Origin of the sequence: Clostridium sp. Marseille-Q5894, assembly GCF_946902305.1 — a bacterium.
Lineage (GTDB): Bacteria > Bacillota_I > Bacilli_A > Erysipelotrichales > Coprobacillaceae > Thomasclavelia.
In genome coordinates, this window is record NZ_CAMPPT010000001.1 from 45,948 (window position 1) to 71,643 (window position 25,696).

The window sequence follows — 25,696 nt, forward strand, 5'->3', positions numbered from 1 at the left end:
GTTTCAATCAATATCCTGATCGTTCTTGAAAGATAATCAAATAAATATGTTGGCAATGTCATTTCATGATTGTCTGTTCTATACTCAAATCAGGAGGTAAAATAATATGAATATACAAAAAACAGACAGCTATGAGTATCGAAAGCTTGTAGCACAGGTCAAATTTTCGATGATTGCGCCAGTTGTTTCACATACATTTACTGATGATTCTATAACTGCCTATTTCAAGCGCATTGGAAACAGTGAAATTGAATGGCCTGATGGTACAAAACGCCACTTTTCTGGACAGACAATGAAATACTGGCTCCATATTTACAGAAAATTTGGCTTTGAAGGACTTATGCCTAAAGATAGACTCGATCTTGGGAGAGTCAGGAAACTTGATGAGGAACATAAGAAATATATCGCTAATCTCATTAAAGAATATCCTAAAATAACAGGAGTTATGATCTATGAAAAAATGATCGAAGATGGTGTGTTAAATCAAGGAGACTGTTCGGTAGATACGGTTCAGCGTTATATCAAAAACAGTGGTTTAAGAAACGGACAGGGTAAAACACTGACCAAAGAAAGAAGGGCTTGGGAATTTGCCCATTCATGTGATGGATATGAAGCTGATACATGTCATACATTTTATATTTTTGATAAAAATGGAGAATATCGAAAAACATATCTGATAGCTATTATTGATAATCATTCAAGGATGATCGTTGGTGCTGAATTCTTTTTCAATGATAATGCAGTCAACTTTCAAAAAGTGTGGCATGATGCTGTTTTAAGGTATGGGAGAAGCAAAGTCATTATCTTAGATAATGGAAGCAGCTATAAAAATAAGAGCACAAAAGAAATAGAAGCAAAATTGGGAACTAAGATTATCTATAATCCCCCTTATTCTCCAACGGGAAAAGCTGTTATTGAAAGATTTTTTCATACCATGAAAATGAGATTTTTAGATGTACATAAAGGAAGTGATTATCAGTCACTCCATCAATTGAATGATGATCTCAATAAATGGATCAATGAATACAACAGAACGGTCCATTCATCCATGAAAGATGATGAACACGATAATCATACACCATTTGAAAGGTATATGTATGATATGAGAGATATTGAAGTATCAAGACTTTCCAATAAATCACCGGCTGATTATTCTTCATGGCTTGATGATGTATTTCTTCATGAAACGACAAGAAAGGTTAATGGAGATTCAACAGTTCTTATAGAGAATGTATTATTTGATGTTCCTTCTGTTTATATAGGGATTCGAGTTATTATTCGTTATAATCCTCGTACTTTTGAAGGAACATATCTTTATGATACATCACAAAAGAAAAAAGTATTCCTAAAGAGAACAGATAGAGTTGAAAATGGAAAAACAAGAAGAGAGGAGATCATTTACTGATGGAAATGACAACATATTATGGAATGGATAAAAATCCTTTTACCAAGGATGCAACAGTTTCAACACTTTATGCATCGAATGATTTCAATCAGATGACAAATAGACTGGATTTTATCATACGTTCAAGGGGTATTGGTGTATTTTTAAGCAGTCCAGGAATGGGAAAGACGACATGTTTAAGAAAGACACTTGAATCACTCAATCCAAATCGTTATGTCGTCATCTATATATGCATGACAACTATAACAGCGATTGATTTTTATCGTATGCTTAATGATGCACTTGGTCTGGAAGAAACAACGAAGAAATCGCAAATGTTCAATCAGATACAGGAAGAACTCAAAAGACTGACATCAGAAAACAAGATGGAAGTCATCATAGCTGTTGATGAGGCACAGTTTTTAAGAAAAGAAGTACTCAGAGAATTCATCATGCTTATGAATTTTGATTATGATTCTAAAGATTACTGCACACTTATATTTGTAGGGCAGAATGAATTTTTAAGAACATTAAGACTCAAATCACTTGAACCATTTAGACAACGCATCAATATGAATTATACATTTACTGGCTTCAATGAAGAAGAGGTCAAAAACTATGTTGTCTCAAGACTCAAATCAGTTAACTGCAGAAGCGATCTTTTCAAAGAAGAATGTTATCATACACTATATTCATTAATGAATACTTCTGTAAGAATACTCAACCTTTTAATAAACAAGAGTCTGATACTGGGAATGCATTATAAAAAAGATGTAATAGATAGTGAATTAATAATGAAAGCAAGCAAGGAATTGATGATTGGGTAATGATTATGGATTATATATAGAAATTCACAAGAAGAAAAGTGTGTAGGAACAATAGAAGGACTGGTAATAACACCAGTATATGATTTTTCAATAAAAATAAAAGATAAAATAATATGGTGTCAGATGGAGCATTTATTAAATGAATGGTGCATACATTTTATTGATATTAGAAAAAATGTAGAACTTGCACATCCAAGAGATGTCTATTGGAATATGAAAGCGATATATGAAGTATTTGAAGATATTGAAATAAGTTTAAAAATAGCATATGGAATAAAAGCGATATATGAAAAAACAAGAGAATGCATAATTGCATTCTTTTTTTATTTAACAGATAACAAGTTAAAATAATTTGCGGTTACAATTCAAAAAGTATAAAAATCTGATTATTTTAATTTGCAGTTGCAAAGTGGGGAGAGTTTGCAGTTTAACATTTCCGGCAATACATGGTTTCACCATAAATCCATAATCATCTGCAAACTGTTGAAACTTAACGTTGACTTTTCCGCTCGAATACTCTGTTCTTGCTTCATCCATAACCGTTTTCATGTTATCGGTCTTTAGGATATCAGGTATACCACCTGCTGATTCAAAAGCCTGATCAAGATAATGAAATAGAGCTCCTTGTTTCTTGGTAAGTGATATAAAATTAACACTATATCTTGAATAGGAATAAACAAGGGCAAAGATATTCAAATTAATAACTTCACCAGTTTTTAATGTGTAATTCATACTTTCTTTCCAGTCTAGTTGTGCTTCAACTCCCATACCACTCTCTCTTTTGATTGCCTGATGATTAGTAGAACAATTTCTAACTTCACCATTTACTGTTCTGTTTGTTTTTCCATTAAAATATTTGTTGAATTCTTCATGTTGACTGATCCATTTTCTAAAATGTGAAGCCGAGCATTCTAATCCATGATTATCTTTTAGATACTGCCATAAAACTCTTTTATAAAAGAAAACCTGAGTTTTCTGGTTGATAAGCAAGTCATATACTATATGATAGAAATCATCTAACTTACTTTTTCTTTTTCTTTTCTCTGGCTTGGTATAACCATTCATATATTTATCTATTAATCTTCTATCTACACCAAGCTCTCTTGCAATCTGTGATTTATTAACTTTCAATTTTAACTCCTCTATTAATACTTTCAATTCAAGTAAAGATTTGATTTCGATACTTGAATTAACTGATAAATTCATAATCATAATATAATCCTCCAATAAAACTGGATTATTATATTATATATAATTGATTTTGTACATTTTTATATGATCATTTTTGTACGTATTAATAGTATCATTTATAATTCTACATTCATAACAAGTAAGATCTATCACCGAGCGACGTTTTAAACTGTTAACGTTCAGCGAAAATGTCACCAAAAATGAAGAAGGGTTCAACTAGTGAGAACCCTTTGTTTTATTGTCTAATTCTTGGATGAGATTATTTAAGTCTTTGTGATTGTTAATCACAACTTTTCTGTTTTTATGATTAGTACCAACTATTGCACAATCATAAATTCTACCTATATATTTCATTCTTACTTTGTTTTCCAACACAAAATATAAAACAGTAATTTCCGTTGATGATCTGATTTTTATGACTTCTCCATTATTATCATATGGAACATAATAATAACCTTCATAAGAAAACATATTACCTTCAACGATTTTTCTTTTATTTGAAATTGTAAATACTAAATTTAAATCATAATTTTCGGTTAATTCTACAAATTCATAGATTGGATCAATGGGTAAATGCGCAAATTTTTCATTTAGATATTTTATATAGAAGTCATTGAACCATAAGTTTAGCTGATCATAATCTTTTATTTTAAATCTAATAATATCATTCGGTAATCTTCGTTGTGCGGTTCCATTGTATCTTTCTATTAATCCTTTTGCTTGTGATGTATTAGCGAAAATCATTTCAATACCGAGCTTTTCCATCATTAATCCAAAAGATGTCGTATTACCTTCAGAACTTTTAAAAATAGTATGTTTGTCTGAATAAATCGCTATGGGAATTCCTTTTTTTCTAATAATCAGTTCCATTATTTTACAATATCCAAACATACATTCGTTTTTGGTAAACCATCCTGCAAGTATATCATTGGTTGCATCATCTACAGCCATATGTAATGTGTAGAGCTGACCATTACCAAACCAGTCAAAAGGAGTTCCATCAACTTGAATAAGCATACCAGCTCGAGGACTTCTTTTTCTTAATAAATGTAGAGGAGAAGCTCTTTTATGACTTCTATGTTTTACCGGAGATGACCACTTGAATTGTTTATAAAGGCGCTGAAAGAATGAAATACTTCTAGGTTTAAGCTGATATTTTAGAACATCAAGCTCTTTAGATGGATTGAAAATAACATCTTCAAGATAAATATCTCTAAATTGTGATATAGTGATATTAGGGTATAGTTTTTTGAAATTGACGATATAGTCAACTTCAGTATTTGAAGCACGGTTATTGGCGGCCAAACCTTTATTGCCGTGAATCAAAGTGGAATCTATACCTTTTTCTTTTAATGATTTAGAAATACGAATAAGTTGACGCCTAGAATAGCCAGTAAGAATAGATAATTGATCATAAGACATATTTAAATCACCATTTATTTTTTTAGACAACAGATCAACAATTTCTTTTTTGTCCAATAAAAAAGGGACAAAATAAATTTTGTCCACCTGGGTGATAGTGCATTTTAAATGCCTTTCATCCTTTTTGGTATTATAATGATTTTAGGAGATGACTTTATGATCGATTTATCTGTTCCTTCTGATACATTAGGTCTTTTTAATTTTAAGCAGTTTGTTAAAAAAGACGGTAAAAATACTTTTAAATATATCTTCTTTGACAATTACGACTATATCATTAATCTACATGATAAAGGCAAACTCAGGGATGTTTCTTTTGATAATGTTCAAAAAACTATCCTTTGTTCTTCTATCCATCTTGGTTATGATCTCTTTGTCTGTCCTAACTGCGGCAATGAAACTATTGTTGCTCATACCTGCAGTTCCAGATACTGTACCAAATGTGGTTCTAAATCCAGTCAAAGACGCGCTGCTTATGTCAGCTCTATGGCTTTTAAATCCAAACATCGTCATATCGTCTTTACCATCCCTGCTCAGCTTCGCTTCTACTTTATCAAAAACCGATCACTGCTTGATGGTCTTTTTGTCGTTGCCAGAAATACTCTGGCTTCCCTTTTCAACGACAGAAAATATCGCAGACAAAAGCGTCTTGAAAAAAAGAAAGGTATCTTCTATCATAAAAAAAGCAATAAATCTCAATATCTTTACAAAGATACAACTGATAATGTGATCTTTGGTGCCATTGCCTCATTGCACACTTTTGGCAGACCTCTTGACTGGAATCCGCATATCCATGTTCTGGTATGCGAAGATGCTTATGATTCTAAAGATGACAAAATCAAAAACTTCAGTTATATGGACTATAAAAAACTTCGCCAGACATGGCGTTATCAATTACTCAGCTATCTTGACAGACACATTGGCAACGACAAAGAATTTCAAAGCCTTAAAAGCTGGTTCTACCGAAAATACGAGGAAGGGTTCTATGTCTATGCTCCAAAAATCAAAGATGAACAGACTAAGGACGACATTGAAAAATGTGTTCAATATATAACCCGTTATACCAGCAGACCAATAATGGCTGAAAGCAGGATAGTAAACTATGATGATGATAAGAAAATGATTCATTGGTTCTATCATCGTCATGAAGATAATAAGCGTGTAGATGTCACAGAATCTGTTTACAGTTTTCTTAACAAGGTATTGATGCACTGTCCTGAAAAGAACTTCAAGATGGTAAGATATTTTGGTTTTTATTCAAATAAATCAATAAAGACCTATAACAGGATGGCTGAACTGTTGAGCCATAAACAAAAAAGAGTAGAAGAACTAAAAAATGACAGAAGGGTGATGATAGAAAAGAGACAAAAAGAGTTACATTTCAGATATAATATGATAAAATCATTTCAACGGGATCCATTGCTTTGTGAATGTGGAGAAACAATGGAATATAAAGAAAGCTATGAACCATTTGGTGGAAACGATAAAAATGACAGAGAATATCGTGACCGAAAGATTCTCAAAGCAAAATACAGCTATGAGCATAGGAAGAAGGTAAACAAGTGATCAATCTGACCGATGAAGAACTAGCAGAATTATTAGGGGAACCAGAGGTAATGATACCGATGAAATGTAAGAGATGTGGTTATGAAGAAGAAGTACCGGAATGGATACTAGAAGAGTTTTTAGGTGAAGAAATATATTCAGGTAAAGAGAATCAAGGATACAGCTGTCAGTGTCCAAAATGCAATGGAAGAATGGTTAGGAAAAAATGATATTTCTAACACTTTTTTAGCCACATAAAAATATCCAGCCAATAAATGTACCCTTATGGTTGGATATTTTTATTTTATACCTAAACGAATCGAAATTCCTATTAGATTAAAAAGTCTTTGTTCCGAACAGCGATGCTGTTCGGTAAAGACTCATATAATAGATTAATCATTATTTATAAATGATTTATGATGTTGAGCACGATTTTTAGGCTGTAATGACATTCTTCTAACATTCATCTGTTCATTAACCTTTTCATTTAAATTCACTAAACTAATAAAGGCTTCCTCATATAATCTAAGATTTTGTTTACTTCCAAACAATGCAAGTGATGTATCAGGACCAAAAACATCATCAAAAAATTTCTGATAACATTTACAAATATCCTTAATTCGATCAATATCTTTACCATCTTTAGGCAAATTCTTGCTACTATCACTTAATTTATACATTGCTTTACTATACTTCTCTAAAAAATCAACATCTTCAAAATCAGCTTCTAATTCTAATCCATTATAATTCCATTTTCCTTGGCTCATAGACTCCTCCTAAATTTTATTTAAATGTTAATGATGTTCCAGCTTCATCTAATGTTGCTACACCTTTAATACTTCCAGATTTAGATTTTAACGTACCTGTATAAGAATATGTATCAGCATTATCACCATCAGTACCTGGGACTACAGCAAACAAGCGTTTTCTTGCTTCAAATTCATTACTATTTTGTCCAACTGGTGCTGTCATATCAACGATAACAATTTCACGTACAGCATCATTACCTAATTTTTCATCTTCAGTAATTTCTGCAATATCCTGATGCACCTCATTATTAGTATATTGATCAAAAGTGTATTCAATTGATGGACTATACCCTGTTACATCTGTAATTTCACCAGTTTCATCAACATATTGACGTGAGTATTCTTTAGGATTTGCACTCTTTGCCATTGATGTAAATCCTGTCATTCTTAAAAATTTATCTCCTACTTTATAAAAAGCTACTTTTTTATTTCTTGTTACTAAAGTTTGTTCTCCTGCCATTTTTAATTCCTCCTATATAAAACTCTTAATTGTATTTGATATTTTGCTGTATCAGTTTCTTTTGTTTCTAAACTACTATCTTGAATAACCTCAATTGCATATACACCTTCAATATCAGGAAAATTATTTGCATCGTTTTGTTTTTTTATCCATTGTTCAAATAATTCATAGAAATCATTATTTTCCATATTTATACTATAATTACTGTCATAAAATTTAATTGAAGTTAAAGCAAATTGATATTGTCTAATTGTAGAACCATCAATATACTGTTTGATAACCGGCTCACATGAAATTTTTTCAATTGAATATTCATCTGCATCACTTCCAAGATAATCAATATTAATTTTTTTTTGATTTAAATAAGGACATGTTAGTAAATAGTCTCTTATCGCTTTTGTTATACTCATTTTAATACTCCTTTTTACTAAAAATAGATTCTGCTTTTTATCTATTTTTTATTCAAATTAATAATATCTATCTGATGCAAAACTATGATATTTTCAATTTGCTATTTTGATAGATTATCAATACTTTTTGTGTATTTTATTAATTTAAATTACACTTATTTAATTCCTTATAGCTTAGCTAAGACTTTATTAATATGCATATTTTTTTGTAGTAATTTCTTACTACACCCATATAATAACAGCAAATGTAAATAATTTAGTCCCAAATAAATCCCAATTAAAGTTCTATAGATTTTTTACATATATAATTATTAAGATCCTGGTCATTAAAAGGTGCTAATACTTTATCTAATTTGTTGCAAGCATTACTTAATGTTTTATAATATACAGTTCTTGAAATTCCTTTTTCCAAAGCTGTATATTCTCTTTTTGCTGCATTATCAGGTTCATTGGCATATATTAATACACATGTTTTTTCTTCATTAGTAAGTATTTTATTGATCGCTTCTTCAAGTCTTTTGATAAAAAATTCGTAATTATAAATAATAAGATCATAATGCTCTATTTTACTAACAATATCTTGCATCATTTTATTTATTTCTTGATGTTCATCGTCAATAATTATTTTTTTATCATTTAATTCTTCTCTTGTTTTCTTTAATAAATAAAGAGTATGTTTCCATCGCTTCCAGTTTTTTTATTCATATTTACTTTCCTTCATCCCATTACCTCTTTCTTTGTAGATAAATTGTCTACTTCCAATCAAAAAAATATATAACATTTCTGCTTTATTCATTTCTAATATTTTTGCAATTTCTATTATTTCTTCTGCTTTGAATTCTTTTTCACCATTTATTTTACTAATTAAACATGTTTTAGAAATCTGTAATATTTTTGCAATAGTATTCAAAGTATAATTACTTCGAACAATATAATTCATTAATTTATCGGTATTTGTCATTTTTTCCCTCCCTTTTTCTTAGTAGAAAAATTATCTACATATCTATATTAAGATTTTATAGAAAAATTGTCAACACATTAAAATATTTATATTGTTTTGTTGAAAAAAAAGAAACATAATGTTATTATAATAATAAAAGGAAGTGAAAATATATGTCACATATGGGAAATAGAATCAAACAATTACGCGAAAAACATAAAATGACCCAAGATGAATTAGCACATAAATTAGGTTATTCATCTCGCTCATCTATTAATAAAATAGAAATTGGAAGAAGTGATCTTCCACAATCTAAAATTTCCTTAGCAGCAAAAATTTTACATACTGATCCTGCTTACTTATTAGGCTGGGAAGAAAACCTTAAACCAGTTGAGCATGAATTTGAAAAAATACCTGTTTATCCGCCCTTATGCTGTGGTGATGGCTATTTTACTGAAGATAATATCATTGATTATATTTCTATACCAAAAAAAATGTTACAACCTCATAAAAAGTATTTTGCCAATTATGCTATGGGTAATTCGATGATTGAAGAAAATATTAATGACGGGGATTTGATTATTTTTGAACATACTAATATCATTAATAATGGAGATATTGGATGTTTTTGTATTGATGAAAATGAAGCTACTTGTAAAATATTTAAACGAGATCCTGTTACATCTATAATTATGTTACTACCTGCAAATAATGATTTTCAGCCTATTATTATCACTTCAAAACATACTGGTTTTAAAATTATTGGTAAACTTGCTCTTGTAATAAATAATCGCCAATAAAAAAGATGATTAAAACTATTTAAATAGAATTAAATCATCTTTTTATTTTTAATATTTACTTATATTAAAATCATAATCAATAATAATTTTAGTATCTTGTCTCAAATTTCTTAAAGTATAAATCATTTTGTCTTCAGGAATCGATATACATCCTCCAGTAGCACCTTTTCCACTACAATGTAAAAATATTGCTGATCCCTTTCCGACAATCTGCTCCATATTATAACCAACCGCAAGGCAATAATTATAAACATTACCATAATCAATAATATGCTCAGATCCTGCAGGATTATAGTTACTAATAGTAGAAGCATCTACCAATTTATTGTAATATTCAGGATCACCACCACCCCAATAATGATTATTGTTCACTTGTATATAACCTAGTGGACATCCAGGATCCCCTTTTATTCCAAATGGCGTATGAAGAGAAAAAATTCCTGTAGGAGTTTTTCCATCACCTTCCGCTAATTTGTTAATACCATTTTTTCCTACACGACCAAGTACTGAATAATTATCCATCCAATATCCATCCGCATCTTTACTATGCATTGAAACTGTCGCATAGCTGCCATTAAATACTGATACAATTATTAATTGTGAACTAGTTTGAGATGCCTTTAAATTTGCAACCCATGAATTATATTTATAAAAACTTTCTTTAGTATCGTCAGGAGTTTCTTCACCCTTCTCTATTAATTTTACTTCAACTGCTTCTAAACGGTAATTATATCCTTCAGTCCCTGCTGATTCTCCATTTTTAGCCCAGCCTAACCAGCCAAATTCTTGGGCATGTACTCGATAATAAATATCGTATTGATTTGCCATTTCGCCAGTCAATCTTATCTGGATTGCTTCTAGCTGTTTTGCCTTTCCAATTGTCCCTGATATCTCACCATTTGCTTTCCAATTACTTTCCCAGCCGTAATCTTCTATATGTGATCGATATTGAATATTCCCTTGATATTTAGGATTCTCTAACGTTATCTTTATCGCTTCTAACTGTTTGGCTTTTCCACTAGTTCCTGAGATTGCTCCATCAAATACTTTTGTTTGCCAGCCGATATCTTGTACATGTGTGCTATAACTTACATAATGCTGTACAAATGGTCTTGTTGTGGCTCCTGGTGCTTCTCCACCTTTTTCTACCAGTACAACCTGGATTGCTTCTAGACGATAACTATATCCTGCTGTCCCTGCTGATTCTCCATTTTTAGCCCAATCTAACCAACCGAATTCCTGAGCATGTACGCGATAATAAATATCATAGTAATTAGCCATTTGACCAATTAACTTTATTTCAATAGCTTCTAATCTTTTTGATTGTCCACTTGTTCCTGAGATTGCTCCATTACTTTGCCAGCTCTGCCAGCCAAGATCTTGTACATGACTTCGATATTGAATCAATCCTGAATAATTAGGATTTTCTAACGCTATTGTTATTCCTTCTATTCTTTTTGACTGCCCGCTTGTTCCTGAAACTTCTCCATCATATTTTGCTTCTTGCCAGCCGATATCCTGTACATGTGTACTATAACTTACATAGTGCTGTACAAATGGTCTTGTTGTGGCTCCTGGTGCTTTTCCTCCTTTTTCTACCAGTACAATCTGGATCGCTTCTAGACGATAACTATATCCTGCTGTTCCTGCTGATTCACCATTTTTGGCCCAATCTAACCAGCCAAATTCCTGGGCATGTACTCGATAATATATATCATAGTAATTAGCCATTTGACCAATTAACTTTATTTCAATAGCTTCTAATCTTTTTGATTGTCCACTTGTTCCTGAGATTGCTCCATTACTTTGCCAGCTCTGCCAGCCGATATCCTGAATATGACTACGATATTGTACACTTCCTGTGTATTCTGTATCATTAATAATATTTATTCTAATTGCTTCTAATCTCTTTGATTGATTCGTTGTACCTGATAATTCTCCATCTTTTTTACTATTTTGCCAACCAAGATTTTGAACATGAGTTTGATATACTATCGATAATTTATCTCCATCTTTAATTGCATATACTGATAAATTATAATTATTGATTACTAAACCTGCTATTAATATTATCCCAATGAATTTTTTTATAATTTTCATTTTAACTCTCTCCCCTATATAAATTATAATCTAAGATAAATTATTTTCTCTTTTAATCTGATCTATTAACCTTTTCATATGTGCTTCAAACATTACATACATTCCAATATATATCATTTCTGCAATTAATGTAAAAGAAATCATAATAACAACTATTGAAGCTAGTGGCCCATACACATTTGTATAATCAGCTATACTAAAGTAAAATTCTAATCCTGATAAAAGAATCAATAATAACAAACTTGCACACGCAGCTCCTTCAATAACATCCAAAATATGGACACGGACATCAGGAATAATTTTATACAACAAGAACAAAATAATAAAAAACATAAAAAATAAATACAAATCTTCAAAAATAAAAATTTTACTCAAATCAACAAATGAGTTGATTACTGGTATAAATGTCAACAAAGAAATAATTAATAATAATAAGACAAATACTGCGATTGTTTTTAACAACATAATAACTTGTTCAACTATAAAATTTCTTTGATGGTCTGACGGAAATAAATTTTTTGAAATTCCATAAAGTTGATTGATTCCTCTACTAACTACAAATAATGAGATGCAAAGCACGATCATCGATGAAAAAGTAATATTATTTGATTTTAAAGATGATATTATTATGTCTGAAAACTCTGGCGTTAAATAATTTTCCAACATTTTTTCAAATGCTGTTAAATCAATGTTTAGTATCGATGCCAGAAAAGCACATAAAGAACAAATTGGAATAATAGACATTATTAAATAATATGCAAAGCATATTCCCGCATTTTTATTTACTTTATAGCGATAATCTAAAATGCGATTATTTATTTTATTATAAATTTTTATTATTAGCTCTTTCATAAAATATTCTCCCTGATAACCTTTAATTAAAGTATATCTTAGAAATAATAAAATGCAAATACTCAAAATTAAATTTCCTGGGTAATAACTATCTTTTTTCATGTAAATATTTTATAATATGAACATGGAAAAATTATACTCAACAGGTGAATTTGCTAAAATAGCTGGTGTCACCATAAGAACAATTAGATATTATGACAAAATTGGCTTATTAAAACCAACGATGATCCTTGAAAATGGTTATCGGCGTTATTGTAATAATGACCTTATTACACTTCAAAAAATACTTTCATTAAAAGAATTAGGCTTTTCTTTAGAAGAAATCTATCCTTTAATACAAGATGATGATAAAGATAGTTTTAAAAAATCAATTCAATTACAAACTACTCTCATTGATCAAAAAATACAAAAACTTTCTAATTTGAAAGAATCATTAAAAACAACTGAAAAATTGCTAAATAAAAATAATATTGCATGGGATAAAATTATTGAATTAATTAAATTGTCCTCAATTAATCAAAATATCATCAATCATTATATTAATGCTAAAAATCTTGAAACTAGAATCAAACTACATGATCAATTTTCAATTAATAAACAAGGCTGGTTTCCCTGGCTATTTGAACAAATTGATTTTTCAACTGTTTACCGCTTATTAGAAATTGGATGTGGTAATGGAAAACTATGGGATTATAATACTTATAATTTGCGTAATCGAGAAATCTTTTTATCCGATAATTCAGCAGGAATGATCGAAGAAGCTAAACAACGTCTTGGAAATGATTACAATTATCTAGTTGTTGATTGTCATAATATTCCTTTTAAGAACAACTATTTTGATACGATCATTGCTAATCATACATTATTTTATTTAAAAGATCTTAAACAAAGTTTAAATGAAGTAACAAGGGTTTTAAAAAAGACAGGTACTTTTTATTGTAGTACTTATAGTAAAAAACATATGCAGGAAATTAGTTTTATTGTTAAAAACTTTGATAATCGAATATGTTTATCTGCTGATTCTTTACCGGAGCGCTTTGGGTTAGAAAATGGACAAAAAATATTATCTAAATATTTTAGTTTTATAGAATTAAAAAAATATAACGATTATTTATTTATCACTGAAGCCCAGCCTTTAATAGATTATATTCTTAGTTGTCATGGTAATCAAAATGAATTTCTTGGTAATCGTTTAAAAGAATTTAAAATTTATATAGAAGATTTAATAAAGAAAACAAATGGCATTAGGATTACTAAAGATTCTGGATTATTTATTTGCACAAAATAAAAACTAGAAATTATTACTTCTAGTTTTATTTTTGTCTTATTTAATTATTTTACTTTTCCAGCATACATTTTTTCAAAATAATTTTGATATTCACCAGAAAGAATATTTTGCCACCATTCTTTATTATCTAAATACCATTGGATAGTTTGTTGAATTCCAGTATCAAAATTATATTTAGGCTTCCATCCAAGCTCTGTTTCTAATTTAGTTGGATCAATAGCATATCTACGATCATGACCTTTACGATCTTCAACAAATTTAATTAATGTTTCTGGTTTATCTAAAGCTTTTAAAATTGTTTTAACGACTTCTAAATTTGTTCTTTCATTATGGCCACCAACATTGTACACTTCGCCAACACGACCATTTCTAATAATTAAATCAATTGCTACACAATGATCATATACATGTAACCAGTCACGCACATTATCACCTTTACCATATACTGGTAATTCTTCGTCAGCTAAAGCTCTTGAAATCATTAATGGAATAAGCTTTTCTGGGAAATGATAAGGACCATAGTTATTAGAACATCTAGAAATAGTCACTGGTAAACCATAAGTACGATGATATGCTAAAACAAATAAATCTGCAGAAGCTTTTGAAGAACTATATGGACTAGATGTATGTAGTGGTGTTGTTTCTGTAAAGAATAAATCTGGTCGATCTAAAGGTAAATCTCCATATACTTCATCAGTAGATACTTGATGATATCTTTTTACACCAAATTCTTTAGCTGCATCTAATAAAGTAGTTGTCCCCATAACATTTGTTTTAACAAAGATTTCAGGATCAGTGATACTTCTATCTACATGAGATTCTGCTGCAAAATTAACAACAATATCAAATTTTTCATCTGCAAATAATTTGAAGATAAATTCACGATCTGCAATATCACCTTTTACAAATTTATAATTTGGTTTCCCTTCAACTGGTTTACAAGTTTCCAAGTTTCCAGCATATGTTAATAAATCTAAATTGACGATCATATCTTCAGGATGATTTTCAACCATATAATGAACAAAGTTTCCACCAATAAATCCTGCTCCACCTGTTACTAATATTTTCATTTAATTATTCTCCTTTGTATACAAATTGATTATTTGATTCTTCTAGTGTCGGACCAGTCATATCTTTTTCACTCAAAACTGGTTCAATTCCATTTAATAATTCTCCCCAATTAACATTGGCTGTAGGGTCATCATAACGCATTCCACCCTCTGATTCTTTATTATAAACATTATCTACTTTATATCTAAATTCAACGTTTTCTGTTAAAGTCAAGAATCCATGTGCAAATCCTTGGGGAATAAAAAATTGTCGATGATTCTCTTCGCTTAATTCTACAGATACCCATTTTCCATAAGTTGGACTACCTTTACGAATATCTACCGCAACATCAATAACTTTTCCCTTAGTACAAGAAACCAATTTTGATTGAGCATAAGGGGGATTTTGCCAATGTAAACCTCTTAAAGTACCTTTTTGAGCACTAAAAGACATATTATCTTGGACAAAATCAACATCAATTCCTAATTGTTGATATTTTGGTTTAGAATAAGTTTCTGTAAAGTATCCACGATGATCACCAAATACATCAGTCTCAATAATAATTACACCAGGTATTTTAGTTTCAATTTTTTTCATTATCATTACTCCTTATTGATCTATAAACTTACCATCTAATACATCTTTTAAATATTTACCATATTGATTTTTCTTATATAACTCATAAGCTGTATTTAATTGGTCTTTAGAAATCCAGCCATTATTATAAGCTATTTCTTCTAAACATGCAATTTTACGATTTTGATGAGTTTCTACAGTTTTAACAAAATTAGTTGCATCAACTAAGCTTTCATGTGTTCCAGTATCTAACCATGTAAAACCTTGCCCTAATAATGTTACATCTAAAGTTCCATTATCTAAATAAATTTTATTTAAATCTGTGATTTCTAATTCACCACGAGCACTTGGTTTAATACTTTTTGCATACTCAACAACATTTTTATCATAAAAATATAAACCAGTTACAGCATAATTTGATTTAGGATTAGCTGGTTTTTCTTCTAAAGAAACTGCTTTTCCATTTTCATCAAACTCAACGACACCAAATCTTTCTGGATCATCTACATAATATCCAAATACAGTTGCGCCACTATATTTATTAGCTGCAGCTCTTAAGCGTTTTCCTAAACCATGACCATGGAAAATATTATCACCTAATACCATGGCACATGCTTCACCATCAATAAATTCTTCACCAATAATAAATGCTTGTGCTAAACCATCAGGAGAAGGTTGAACTTTATATTGAAGTGAAATTCCAAACTGACTACCATCACCTAATAATTCTTCAAATCTTGGCGTATCATCAGGAGTTGAAATAATTAAAATTTCTTTAATTCCTGCTTCCATTAATATACTTAAAGGATAATAAATCATTGGTTTGTCATAAATAGGTAATAATTGTTTACTTGTTACTTGTGTAAGAGGATATAGTCTTGTTCCAGATCCTCCAGCTAATACAATGCCTTTCATTTTTAAGCCTCCTTATTTTCATATTAATATTAAACCCTTACGTTACGTTATGGTCAAGTAAAATATTAATATTTTTTATATTACCAATTGTATTGAATCATAAACATTTATAGGATAAAATATTTAAAGGTATAAAACAAAGAAAGAGTGACTATATGAAAAATATAAAAAATATTATTGGAATTTTAATTGGCAATACTATTTATGCCTTAGGAGTAACAATGTTTATCCTGCCAAATGATTTAATTACAGGTGGAACGACTGGAATGGCTATTTTTTTGAATTCAACCTTCAATATTCCTATCACTATTTTTGTTTCTGTATTTAATATTAGTATGTTTTTATTAGGATGGAAAATATTAGGAAAAAAATTTGCTTTAACTACTTTGATTAGTTCATTTTATTACCCATTTATTTTAGGTATACTAGAAAATATTTTTAAAAATGAAATGATGAGTAATGATACTTTATTATGTGTAATTTTAGCTGGGCTGATGATTGGATTGGCAATTGGTATCGTTATACGTTGTGGTGCTAGTACTGGAGGAATGGATATTCCGCCATTGATATTAAATAAAAAATTAGGTATTCCTATATCTATTAGTATGTATAGTTTTGATTTTTTAATTCTATTAAGTCAAATGATCATTCGTGATCGTGAAATGGTTTTTTATGGAATTTTATTAGTTCTTATCTATACAATTGTCTTAGATAAAGTTCTTGTTATTGGTAAAGCTCAAATGCAAATAAAAATCATAAGTTCTAAATTTTCTGAAATAAATGAAATGATAATCAATAAATTAGATCGTGGTTCAACTTTGATTCACGGAGAAACGGGCTATAAACATAACAAATATCCAATTGTTTTAACTGTTGTAAGTAATCGTGAATTAACACATTTAAATAATTATGTTTATGATATTGATCCAGATGCTTTTATGATTATCAATAAAGTTAATGAAGTTAGAGGTAAAGGTTTTACAACTGAAAAAAAATACGAAAAAAAATAAAACCCATACTTAGGTTTTATTTTTTTAATAGTGGATAAATACTGGGTCACCACTTCTAACTAACTCATAGACTTTTTGTGCATCTTCATATTGAAGATTTATACATCCATGAGATCCTTTCGTTAAATATAGGGTTGGTGACCAGTTGGCCCAGTCACTTCTTTCAAGATAATGATATCCCGTTCCTGTCCACATGATACGAACCCAGAATTTTGAAGGAGTTTGATAATCTTCTCCAACTAATAATTTTTCTGGCATTTTCTCTTTAATATACCAAATACCAGTACGCGTGATTCGATCCTCTGTTGGTGGTTTCCCTGTTACACATATACATGAATGAACAAGCTGGCCATCTCTATACACATAAACTTTTTGCTCAGTTAAATCAATCTCACTATAGTTTTGTGTATCCCAATCATTTTCAAAATTTTCGTAATCTTTTTTATAACCTTTATTGCTATAAATTGGTTCTAATTCAGTTGTTAAGGCTTTTTTGTTTTCTTTACTATTATTTTTTATATAGGCATCTATTAATTTACTATCTGTTTCTTTAGTAATTTCTTCATAAGCTTGGTCAACAATTTTATCATAATCTAATCGCCAGCCATAATCACCACCAGATAATTCAATAACTTGCCCTGAATGAGTCGTAAAATTACGTTTTTTTCCAACTGTTTTATATTTTAAGCAAAATGCTTCGATCCATTCACTCATAGCATCTTTATCAAAATTGACTTTACCATCGTCATTGATCGTAATCCAATCTTTTATATCATCTGGTGTTATTGTTTCTTTTACACCTTCACCCATATCCCAAGTAATCCAATTTAATAAATAATTGTTATATGTTTCAAGCTGTTTTTTTAAATCCTTTTCATCAATACTGTTTGAAGCTGTTATATAAATATCAGGGTAACTTTTTTCATCATTTAAATCAATTTTAGGACTAATTTTGTTGATTGATTTTTTTATCAAAGAATTAAAATTTTCTAAATTTAATTCATTTCCATCTATTCCTTCAATTATCTTTCCACTCTTCGTTTCTTCATCATATTCAACATGTGGTTTTACTGATGCTTTAATCTGATATGTCTCATTTCCAGCAACCAATACAGACTCATTAATTATTTGCTCTAATTTAGACTTATCATATGATACTTTCAAATCAATATCATGATCATGATTTGAAAATATACCAAAAATACCCCTACTATCTTTATGATCAGTAAAATCCTTTTCAAGATTTTCATCATAAGTTACTGACAAATCAATATCAGTACCTTTAATTTTAAATGACACCCCTTCTTTACCAATAATCTCTAAAGAATAGTTTTTGATAGCTTTTTCAAATATCTCTTTTGATTCCTCATAAGTCATATTAGAAACATCGATACTATTTATCGTTGTATTTGGATACCATTTATTTTGATAATATATTGATGTCCCAAAATACAACAATACATATCCTAATAAAATAGCTCCAATTACCTTTATTCTTTTTCTTACTCTTCTTCTCTTTCTTTTCATGATATTTGAATAACATACTCCTCTTTAAATCATTTTAATTTTATTAATCTTTATTTTATGACATTATATCACAAAAAATAATCGAATCAATTAATTCACTTCTTTAAAACAAAAAACTATATCTTTCTTTAATTACATATAATTTAATTTAAACCTTTAACATCACTTTCTGTTAATTTTTCTCCAGCTTCAATCTTATCAATTACCTTTATTATTTTATTTAAAACTTTCTTATCAGGAACAGTAATATATGTTTTCTTTCCCTTTTGAGAATACGTATCATACGATATTTTACCTTCTCCTGTTACTTGAACATTAAAAATATCCCAGTCAGCCATATCATCTAATTGCATATTTACTAAAGATTTAATATCATCACTTGTCATATCTGTTTCAAAACTTCCTTCAACAGCTGCTAAAATATTATTATAATTAGTAATAATCTTCGGCGACATAGCTTTTTTTAGCATTGCCATCAATAATCTTTGTTGATTTTTTCCACGATCAAAATCGCCACCTGGTAAAGCATAACGTTCTCTTACAAAACATAATGCCTTATCACCATCCATTTCATTTACTCCTTTTTTTATCTCATAATTGCCATGTAAAGTAGTAAATTTATATGGTGATTCGACTTCAACTCCACCTAAAGCATCAATAATATTAGTTATTCCGCTAAAATTTGTTTTAGCATAATAATTTACTTTTAAATCCAAGAAATCTTCTAACGTTAAAATTGTTTCATTAATTCCATACATTGCTGAATGAGTTATTTTATCCATTTTTCCATTTCTATTTAAATTAACTTGAGTATCTCTTGGAACACTAACTAACAAGACCTGTTTTTCAATTGGATTAACACAAACAACTAAATTAACATCTGCCCTTGAAATAGTCGATACTGATCCGTATGTATCAATTCCTGTTAAATATATAATAAATGGATTTTCTGTTACATCTGTCTTTGTGGTAACAGCTTCAATTTTTTCTTGTACTTCCATTTTATAAATTACTCGTGTTTCATCACTAAAACTTTCATGATTTGTCTCTAATACACCTAAATACGATTGATCAGCAATAATACAATCAACTTTTTCATCATATAATGCATCAGCCAGTTCTGCATAATCATCATAATTCTTTTTTTCTGGTGTCTCATCAATTTTATCTTGAATTTGAGCAAGTGCATCAGTTATTTCAGAAATACTCTTTTCATTCTCAATTCCAAAAGTCTTCCCTTTTAGATCTTCAACATTTTTTATATTACTATCTTTCATTGCATATATAGCAATAACCCGAGTTTGCATAAATGCACTTGTAATATTGCTTATAAAATTATCTCCAATTGATGCATAAACACTACCTACAATAAACAATGCTGACAATAAAATACTTGTTAATTTACTAAAGAATATTCTTGAACGTGCTCCTGTACGACGTTTTTTTCTAGCACCAGAGGTTATCCAAATCATCTCTATTAAAAGTAACAAAAATAACACTATCACAATTATAAAATAATACTTAGATGGCAGCATTTTGAGTACATACACATATCTTAGAAATACTATTGATGTAATTAACTGTAAAGTTAATATTATTCCTTTGGAAGTAAGTTTAGAAAATAAACTCTTTTTCTTTTTTTTTCTCACAATTTTTCACCCCATAAACACTCCTATCTTAACACACTAGTATGTCATATCAAAGAGAAATTTAGCTTATATAGAAAGAGCTTCATAAAGAAGCTCTTTTAGTTTCCTAATCCTTCTATATCATCCTCATTGATTTCGCCACCTTGCTCTACAGTATCAATAAGTTTTTTGATCTTTTTAACCTGTTTCGTATCTGGTTTCATAACATAAACTTCTGTTCCCCACATTGAAAACGTCTTAGTAGTTTTATATCCCTGACCTTGAACTTGGACATTATATACTGACCAGTCAGCCATATCATTTAACTGCATATTAAGTAAAGATTTAATTTCTTTACTTGACATATCAGTTTCAAAACTTCCTTCGATTGCACTTAAAATGTTATTAAAATTGGTAATAATTTTAGGTGACATAGCTTTATCAAGCATTGCTTTTAATACTTTTTGTTGATTTCTACCACGGTCAAAATCACCATTTGGTAATGAATATCTTTCTCTTACAAAGCATAATGCTTTGTCACCGTCCATTTCATTTATTCCTTTTTCAATCTGATAGTTACCATGCAATGTTTTAAATTTATAATCAGAATCTACTGTGATTCCCCCTAAAGCATCAACAATATTTGTCATTCCACTAAAATTAGTTCTTGCAAAATAATTTATTTGTACATCTAAAAAATCTTCAATAGTGCTAATTGTTTCACTTGTACCATAAATTCCTGTATGTGTTAATTTATCCATTTCTCCATTTTTATTTAATTCAATTTCACAATCACGAGGAATACTTGTCATTAAAATCTGTTTTGTTTTTGGATTAACAGTTACTATTAAATTGACATCACTTCGAGCTACTGTATTAACACTTCCATATGTATCGATACCTGTTACATACACTGTAAATGGTTTTTCTGTTACATCTGTCTTTTTTGTTGTAACACTTAGTTTAGCATCATATTCATAAGATTTTATAATCTTTGTATCATCATCAAAACTTTCATGATTAGCTTCTAACATTGATTTATACTCTTGCCCAACAATTATTGCATCTACTTTATCATTATATAATGCATCTGCAAGACTTGAATAATCATCATATTTAGTTAATTCTTGTTCTCCTATTTCATCTTCCATATCTGATATAGCTTTAGCTATCGTAGTTGAATCATTCTGATATGAAACCCCAAAATTTTTTCCATCTAAATCACTTAATTTATTGGCTTCATTATTTTTCATTGTAATTACGGAAATTAAATATTTTTGTGTTTTAGCATCAGATACATTATCTAAAAAATTATTACTCCTAATTGCATAAGCTGTACCTATCATTAATATAATACTCATAATCAAACTGATAATTTTTGTTATGATCGATCTTTTACTATGTAATCCTTGTTTTTGTCTTTTTTGACCGCTTCTCATAATAAAAAAGAAAATTATAATCAGCAAACATGGCACAATTGTAACAGGAGCTAAATATTTTATCGGAACTAAATCTAATTTAAATATAAAATATATAAATATCGCAGTTGCAATTAATTGTACTGTTAAAATCAAATATTTAGAAGTAATAAATTTTATAAACTTATTTTCTTTCATATTTCCTCCTCTATTTCCCTTCTATTTTCAAATAATACCATATTATTTTTTATAATACAAATTTATGTTGAATTTATAATAAATTTTAAGATTTTTGTAAGAATTATATTCAAAAATACTTGATAATGAAATTATATTGCACAATTTTAAACTATTTAGGTTATAATATCTATTGAAAAATATTAATTTGTTAATTATATTTTTTATCCTTATATAGACATTCTTACTTAGTGGCATCTAAATATTAAAGGATTTTATAAAATATTATTTTTAGATTTATTATTATACAGTTTTTTTATAAAATTTATAGATTCGACAACTATCGTGAATATCTTTAAAGATTCGTGAATTTTTCACGAATAAACACGAAAAGTTTACATATATTAAAAATTAAGTTCACTAGTTTTCTAAATCTCAGATTTTCTATAAATAAAGCCTTTTATCTTTGTTACTGTATAAATATAATAAATTTTGTCACTAAAACGAAAGGGGAATACAAAGATGACAGACGTAAAAAAATACACAGTTTATATTTTAGAAGAAAATAAAGATCTATTAAACAGCATCAAAGATAGCTTGATTAAAACAACTAACTTTACAGTTATTGGTACTAGTGATAATGCTACTAGTTGTTTAAATTATTTATCAACAAATAGCTGCGATTTATTAATTATTGATTTAATGCTTACTAATATTGATGGAATTGGTGTCTTAAATAAATTAAAAGAGATCAATAGTCGTGCATATAATAAAGTGGTATGTATTACTAGTTTTACTAACCCACTAATTTGTGAAACTTTAGAAAAATTAAATGTTAGTTACTGTTTTAAGCAACCATTCGATATCACTTATTTTACAACAACATTATCTTCAATAATGAAAATTACTTTAGAAGATATTAAAGACATGACTCAAGATGAGTCCGAAAAATATAAAAAAATCAAACTAGAAAATGAAATTACAGAAATATTACATGAAGTTGGTATACCTGCACATATTAAAGGTTATATGTATTTGAGAACAGCTATCTTATCAACTTACTATAATATTGAATTATTAGGCCAAGTTACTAAAGTACTTTATCCTGATATAGCTCGTCAATATAGTACAACTGCTTCTAGAGTCGAAAGAGCTATTCGTCACGCTATTGAAGTTGCTTGGAATCGTGGTAATACTGATGCAATTGATGATATCTTTGGCTATACAGTTAGCGCTACTAAATCTAAACCTACTAATTCTGAATTTATTGCTATGATTGCAGATAAGCTGCGTTTAGAGCATCAAACTAAGGCGGCTAGTCGCCATAGTTACTTATAATATCTAAATTTAATATAAATAGAAGAATTAAAATTATTGAACCTATCAATAAAATTAATTCTTTTTTTATCTTTATTTGAATAATAAAAAAACAGTTTTACCTTAATTAGTATAAAACTGCTAAATTTGATACTTTTATAAAAATTAGTAATTATACTTTGATATTATTAAATCTGCGATTTTAGAAATAAACTCTGAATTACATAATTTTTCTTTAGCTCTAAAACCAAAAATATTTTGTAACTCTTCTTGATTCCCATTTGACCAAGTTACTTTAATGACATGACGTATAGCTTGTTCTACTCTCGAAGCAGTAGTTGCGTGATTCCTCGCAATACTAGGATACAACTCTTTTGTTATTTCACCTAATAAATTAATATTATTACAAACACTACTAATACCCGTTACTAAATAATTGTATCCTTTTAAATGGCGTGGTACTCCTATATCGTCAAAAATTCTAGTAATTTCACTCTTTATTATTACATTACGATGTTCTTTATCATCTGCAAAATTATCTTTAGTAATACGATTTAATATTTCTATAAAGTAATCTAGATTAAATGGTTTTCTTAGACAATAATCAATTGATAACTCATCTATCATCTCAAATACTACTGAATTAAAATCACTAATACAGATTAATTTTTTAAATCCTTTAGGATTATCTTTTCTTAGCTGATTAATAATACCAACACCATCAATATTTGTTAACATTAAATCAATTATAAAAATATCAACTTCATGCTCTGACAAATATTTTAAACATTGTATCCCATTTTCAAATGCAGCTATTACCTCATAATTTCCTTTATTATTAATTTTATTAATCAAACTATCTTTCAATAAATGATCTTCTTCTAAAATTACGATATGTGCTTTCTCGTTCATTTTTAATAACTAAGTGTTGATTACACTTCTCCTCCCCATTAACTTTATCCTGCTTTATAGTATTTTAATATAAAATCATATTTTCTATTCAAGCTCTATTAATTTTTAATATATCCAAATTTTAATATTTCAAATATATAATTTTAAAAACTGCTTTTCTTATATAAAACAACAGTTTATCTATAAATTTATTGCTTTAAATAAAATTACCGATAAATAAAACTCGAAAATACTTTTAATATATAAAAACTATAAATACATCCTTATTTACTTTACCCCATAAACTAAAATATCTTATTTTTACTACAAAATCAATACTTTTATTAGCCATTTTTTTATAGACCACATTGGTCGTTTATTTGAATAATGCACTACCTATTCTTATCATTGTAGCACCATATTCTAATGCTATTTGATAATCATTAGACATTCCCATTGATAACTCTGTCAAAGAGTAATTTTTATATTTATTTTTTAATTCAATTAACAAATTTTGCATCTTTTCAAAATACACCCTAGTTTGTTCTGGTTCAATATTAGGTGCCATCATCATCAATCCTTTAACATTTATATGTGGATAATTATTTAATATATCAAATACCTCATCAATTTCTTCAATTTCAAATCCGTGTTTACTTTCTTCTTTAGCTATATTAACTTGTATCAAAATATTCATAACTAAATCATGTTTTTTTGCCTGTTTTTCGATTTCTTTGATTAAAGAATAGCTATCTACTGAGTGAATCATAGTAACCTTATCAATAATGTACTTAACTTTATTTGGTTGTAATGTACCTATCATATGAAATTCACATTTTCCATGATAATTTTCATACTTTTCTAAAAATGCTTGTACCCTATTTTCTCCAAAATATTTAACACCTAATTGTTCTAACTTATTAATTTCTTCTATACCGACATACTTTGTTGCAGCAACTAATTTTGCTCCATTTAATTTATCTAATACTTCTTTTACTGCTTGCTCATTTACATGCATTTTAGCATCTCCTTATATCTTAATTTATTAATTTATATATTATCATTAATTATCCATTTATTACAGTAATTTTTTATTTTATTTATACTTTTATATTATTATAATAATATAAAAACACAAATCCTATCTGTCCTTTTTATTTTT

Annotated in this window: 26 protein-coding genes; 9 read left to right on the top strand and 17 right to left on the bottom strand. The window is 28.6% G+C overall.

Features of this window, described 5'->3' with window-relative positions:
• The first annotated feature begins 106 nt into the window (after positions 1-106).
• The 3 genes from OC535_RS00175 to OC535_RS00185 are packed head-to-tail and all read left to right on the top strand — an operon-like array spanning position 107 to position 2,562.
• Positions 107-1,405, top strand: coding sequence for a TnsB C-terminal domain-containing protein (locus tag OC535_RS00175; protein ID WP_027089463.1), 1,299 nt, complete (start codon positions 107-109; stop codon positions 1,403-1,405).
• Positions 1,405-2,211 carry an ExeA family protein gene (locus tag OC535_RS00180; RefSeq protein ID WP_051592760.1) on the top strand — a complete coding sequence of 269 codons (807 nt, stop codon included), beginning with the start codon at positions 1,405-1,407 and terminating at the stop codon, positions 2,209-2,211. The genes OC535_RS00175 and OC535_RS00180 overlap by 1 nt, the downstream gene beginning before the upstream one ends.
• A 12-nt stretch (positions 2,212-2,223) precedes the next feature.
• Positions 2,224-2,562, top strand: a complete 339-nt coding sequence (locus tag OC535_RS00185) for a DUF6618 family protein (protein ID WP_498823073.1) — start codon at positions 2,224-2,226, stop codon at positions 2,560-2,562.
• Here the strand turns inward: OC535_RS00185 and OC535_RS00190 are convergent.
• Both OC535_RS00190 and OC535_RS00195 read right to left on the bottom strand, forming a co-directional pair.
• The gene (locus OC535_RS00190; protein WP_051592759.1) at positions 2,554-3,423 is read right to left on the bottom strand and encodes an IS21 family transposase; all 870 of its coding nucleotides are present in this window, start codon (positions 3,421-3,423) and stop codon (positions 2,554-2,556) included. The genes OC535_RS00185 and OC535_RS00190 overlap by 9 nt on opposite strands.
• Before the next feature lie 195 nt (positions 3,424-3,618).
• Positions 3,619-4,824, bottom strand: a complete 1,206-nt coding sequence (locus OC535_RS00195; protein ID WP_498822871.1) for an ISNCY family transposase — start codon at positions 4,822-4,824, stop codon at positions 3,619-3,621.
• 156 nt (positions 4,825-4,980) lie between these two features.
• On the opposite strand from OC535_RS00195, the gene OC535_RS00200 reads away from it, so the two are divergent.
• Together OC535_RS00200 and OC535_RS00205 are read left to right on the top strand one after the other, a co-directional pair.
• Positions 4,981-6,387, top strand: coding sequence for an IS91 family transposase (locus tag OC535_RS00200; RefSeq protein ID WP_498822872.1), 1,407 nt, complete (start codon positions 4,981-4,983; stop codon positions 6,385-6,387).
• Positions 6,384-6,596 carry a hypothetical protein gene (locus OC535_RS00205; RefSeq protein ID WP_024722851.1) on the top strand — a complete coding sequence of 71 codons (213 nt, stop codon included), beginning with the start codon at positions 6,384-6,386 and terminating at the stop codon, positions 6,594-6,596. Before OC535_RS00200 ends, OC535_RS00205 begins: the two co-directional genes overlap by 4 nt.
• A gap of 162 nt (positions 6,597-6,758) precedes the next feature.
• On the opposite strand, the gene OC535_RS00210 is transcribed toward OC535_RS00205, so the two are convergent.
• The 5 genes from OC535_RS00210 to OC535_RS00230 all read right to left on the bottom strand — a co-directional run bounded on the left by OC535_RS00210 (position 6,759) and on the right by OC535_RS00230 (position 9,006).
• Positions 6,759-7,133, bottom strand: a complete 375-nt coding sequence (locus tag OC535_RS00210) for a DUF6673 family protein (RefSeq protein ID WP_024722457.1) — start codon at positions 7,131-7,133, stop codon at positions 6,759-6,761.
• Positions 7,134-7,149: 16 nt separating this feature from the next.
• Positions 7,150-7,635 carry a hypothetical protein gene (locus OC535_RS00215; RefSeq protein WP_024722456.1) on the bottom strand — a complete coding sequence of 162 codons (486 nt, stop codon included), beginning with the start codon at positions 7,633-7,635 and terminating at the stop codon, positions 7,150-7,152.
• A 2-nt stretch (positions 7,636-7,637) separates the two neighbouring features.
• Positions 7,638-8,045: a chloramphenicol resistance protein gene (locus OC535_RS00220; protein WP_498822873.1), complete on the bottom strand. Its 408-nt coding sequence runs from the start codon at positions 8,043-8,045 to the stop codon at positions 7,638-7,640.
• Positions 8,046-8,322: 277 nt separating this feature from the next.
• Entirely contained in the window at positions 8,323-8,634 is a 312-nt protein-coding gene (locus OC535_RS00225) for a hypothetical protein (protein WP_498822874.1), read from the bottom strand.
• A gap of 108 nt (positions 8,635-8,742) precedes the next feature.
• A complete protein-coding gene (locus OC535_RS00230; protein ID WP_498822875.1) occupies positions 8,743-9,006 on the bottom strand; it encodes a hypothetical protein in 264 nt (87 codons plus the stop codon).
• A 152-nt stretch (positions 9,007-9,158) separates the two neighbouring features.
• Here OC535_RS00230 and OC535_RS00235 point away from each other — a divergent pair, with 152 nt between their 5' ends.
• Complete coding sequence (locus OC535_RS00235) at positions 9,159-9,785, top strand: LexA family protein (protein ID WP_227052978.1); 627 nt, start codon at positions 9,159-9,161, stop codon at positions 9,783-9,785.
• Between the two features lie 48 nt (positions 9,786-9,833).
• Here the strand turns inward: OC535_RS00235 and OC535_RS00240 are convergent, their stop codons facing one another.
• Together OC535_RS00240 and OC535_RS00245 are read right to left on the bottom strand one after the other, a co-directional pair.
• Positions 9,834-11,885, bottom strand: a complete 2,052-nt coding sequence (locus OC535_RS00240; RefSeq protein ID WP_498822876.1) for a L,D-transpeptidase family protein — start codon at positions 11,883-11,885, stop codon at positions 9,834-9,836.
• A gap of 30 nt (positions 11,886-11,915) precedes the next feature.
• Positions 11,916-12,737: a YhjD/YihY/BrkB family envelope integrity protein gene (locus OC535_RS00245; RefSeq protein WP_024722449.1), complete on the bottom strand. Its 822-nt coding sequence runs from the start codon at positions 12,735-12,737 to the stop codon at positions 11,916-11,918.
• Positions 12,738-12,861: 124 nt separating this feature from the next.
• Here OC535_RS00245 and OC535_RS00250 point away from each other — a divergent pair, with 124 nt between their 5' ends.
• Positions 12,862-14,025 (top strand): MerR family transcriptional regulator, encoded by a 1,164-nt coding sequence (locus tag OC535_RS00250; protein WP_498822877.1) that lies wholly within the window; start codon positions 12,862-12,864, stop codon positions 14,023-14,025.
• A 44-nt stretch (positions 14,026-14,069) separates the two neighbouring features.
• Here the strand turns inward: OC535_RS00250 and rfbB are convergent, their stop codons facing one another.
• From rfbB to rfbA, 3 genes are read right to left on the bottom strand one after another with little or no spacing between them, the layout of a single operon-like run.
• The gene (gene rfbB / locus OC535_RS00255; RefSeq protein WP_024722448.1) at positions 14,070-15,095 is read right to left on the bottom strand and encodes a dTDP-glucose 4,6-dehydratase; all 1,026 of its coding nucleotides are present in this window, start codon (positions 15,093-15,095) and stop codon (positions 14,070-14,072) included.
• A 4-nt stretch (positions 15,096-15,099) separates the two neighbouring features.
• A complete protein-coding gene (rfbC, locus tag OC535_RS00260) occupies positions 15,100-15,672 on the bottom strand; it encodes a dTDP-4-dehydrorhamnose 3,5-epimerase (RefSeq protein WP_024722447.1) in 573 nt (190 codons plus the stop codon).
• Between the two features lie 12 nt (positions 15,673-15,684).
• Entirely contained in the window at positions 15,685-16,566 is an 882-nt protein-coding gene (gene rfbA, locus OC535_RS00265; RefSeq protein WP_498822878.1) for a glucose-1-phosphate thymidylyltransferase RfbA, read from the bottom strand.
• Between the two features lie 155 nt (positions 16,567-16,721).
• Between rfbA and OC535_RS00270 the strand changes: the two genes are divergently transcribed.
• A complete protein-coding gene (locus OC535_RS00270) occupies positions 16,722-17,576 on the top strand; it encodes a YitT family protein (protein ID WP_498822879.1) in 855 nt (284 codons plus the stop codon).
• A gap of 24 nt (positions 17,577-17,600) precedes the next feature.
• On the opposite strand, the gene OC535_RS00275 is transcribed toward OC535_RS00270, so the two are convergent.
• From OC535_RS00275 to OC535_RS00285, 3 genes are all read right to left on the bottom strand, one after another.
• Positions 17,601-19,103 carry a L,D-transpeptidase gene (locus OC535_RS00275; protein ID WP_498822880.1) on the bottom strand — a complete coding sequence of 501 codons (1,503 nt, stop codon included), beginning with the start codon at positions 19,101-19,103 and terminating at the stop codon, positions 17,601-17,603.
• A 143-nt stretch (positions 19,104-19,246) separates the two neighbouring features.
• Complete coding sequence (locus OC535_RS00280) at positions 19,247-20,752, bottom strand: LCP family protein (protein WP_227052983.1); 1,506 nt, start codon at positions 20,750-20,752, stop codon at positions 19,247-19,249.
• 98 nt (positions 20,753-20,850) lie between these two features.
• The gene (locus OC535_RS00285; protein WP_024722443.1) at positions 20,851-22,347 is read right to left on the bottom strand and encodes an LCP family protein; all 1,497 of its coding nucleotides are present in this window, start codon (positions 22,345-22,347) and stop codon (positions 20,851-20,853) included.
• 501 nt (positions 22,348-22,848) lie between these two features.
• Here OC535_RS00285 and spo0A point away from each other — a divergent pair.
• Positions 22,849-23,664: a sporulation transcription factor Spo0A gene (gene spo0A, locus OC535_RS00290; RefSeq protein WP_498822881.1), complete on the top strand. Its 816-nt coding sequence runs from the start codon at positions 22,849-22,851 to the stop codon at positions 23,662-23,664.
• 144 nt (positions 23,665-23,808) lie between these two features.
• Here the strand turns inward: spo0A and OC535_RS00295 are convergent, their stop codons facing one another.
• On the bottom strand, positions 23,809-24,555 hold the full coding sequence (locus OC535_RS00295; RefSeq protein ID WP_227052986.1) for a sporulation initiation factor Spo0A C-terminal domain-containing protein: 747 nt from the start codon (positions 24,553-24,555) through the stop codon (positions 23,809-23,811).
• A 355-nt stretch (positions 24,556-24,910) separates the two neighbouring features.
• Positions 24,911-25,552, bottom strand: a complete 642-nt coding sequence (locus OC535_RS00300) for a YggS family pyridoxal phosphate-dependent enzyme (protein WP_024722440.1) — start codon at positions 25,550-25,552, stop codon at positions 24,911-24,913.
• Positions 25,553-25,696: the final 144 nt, after the last annotated feature.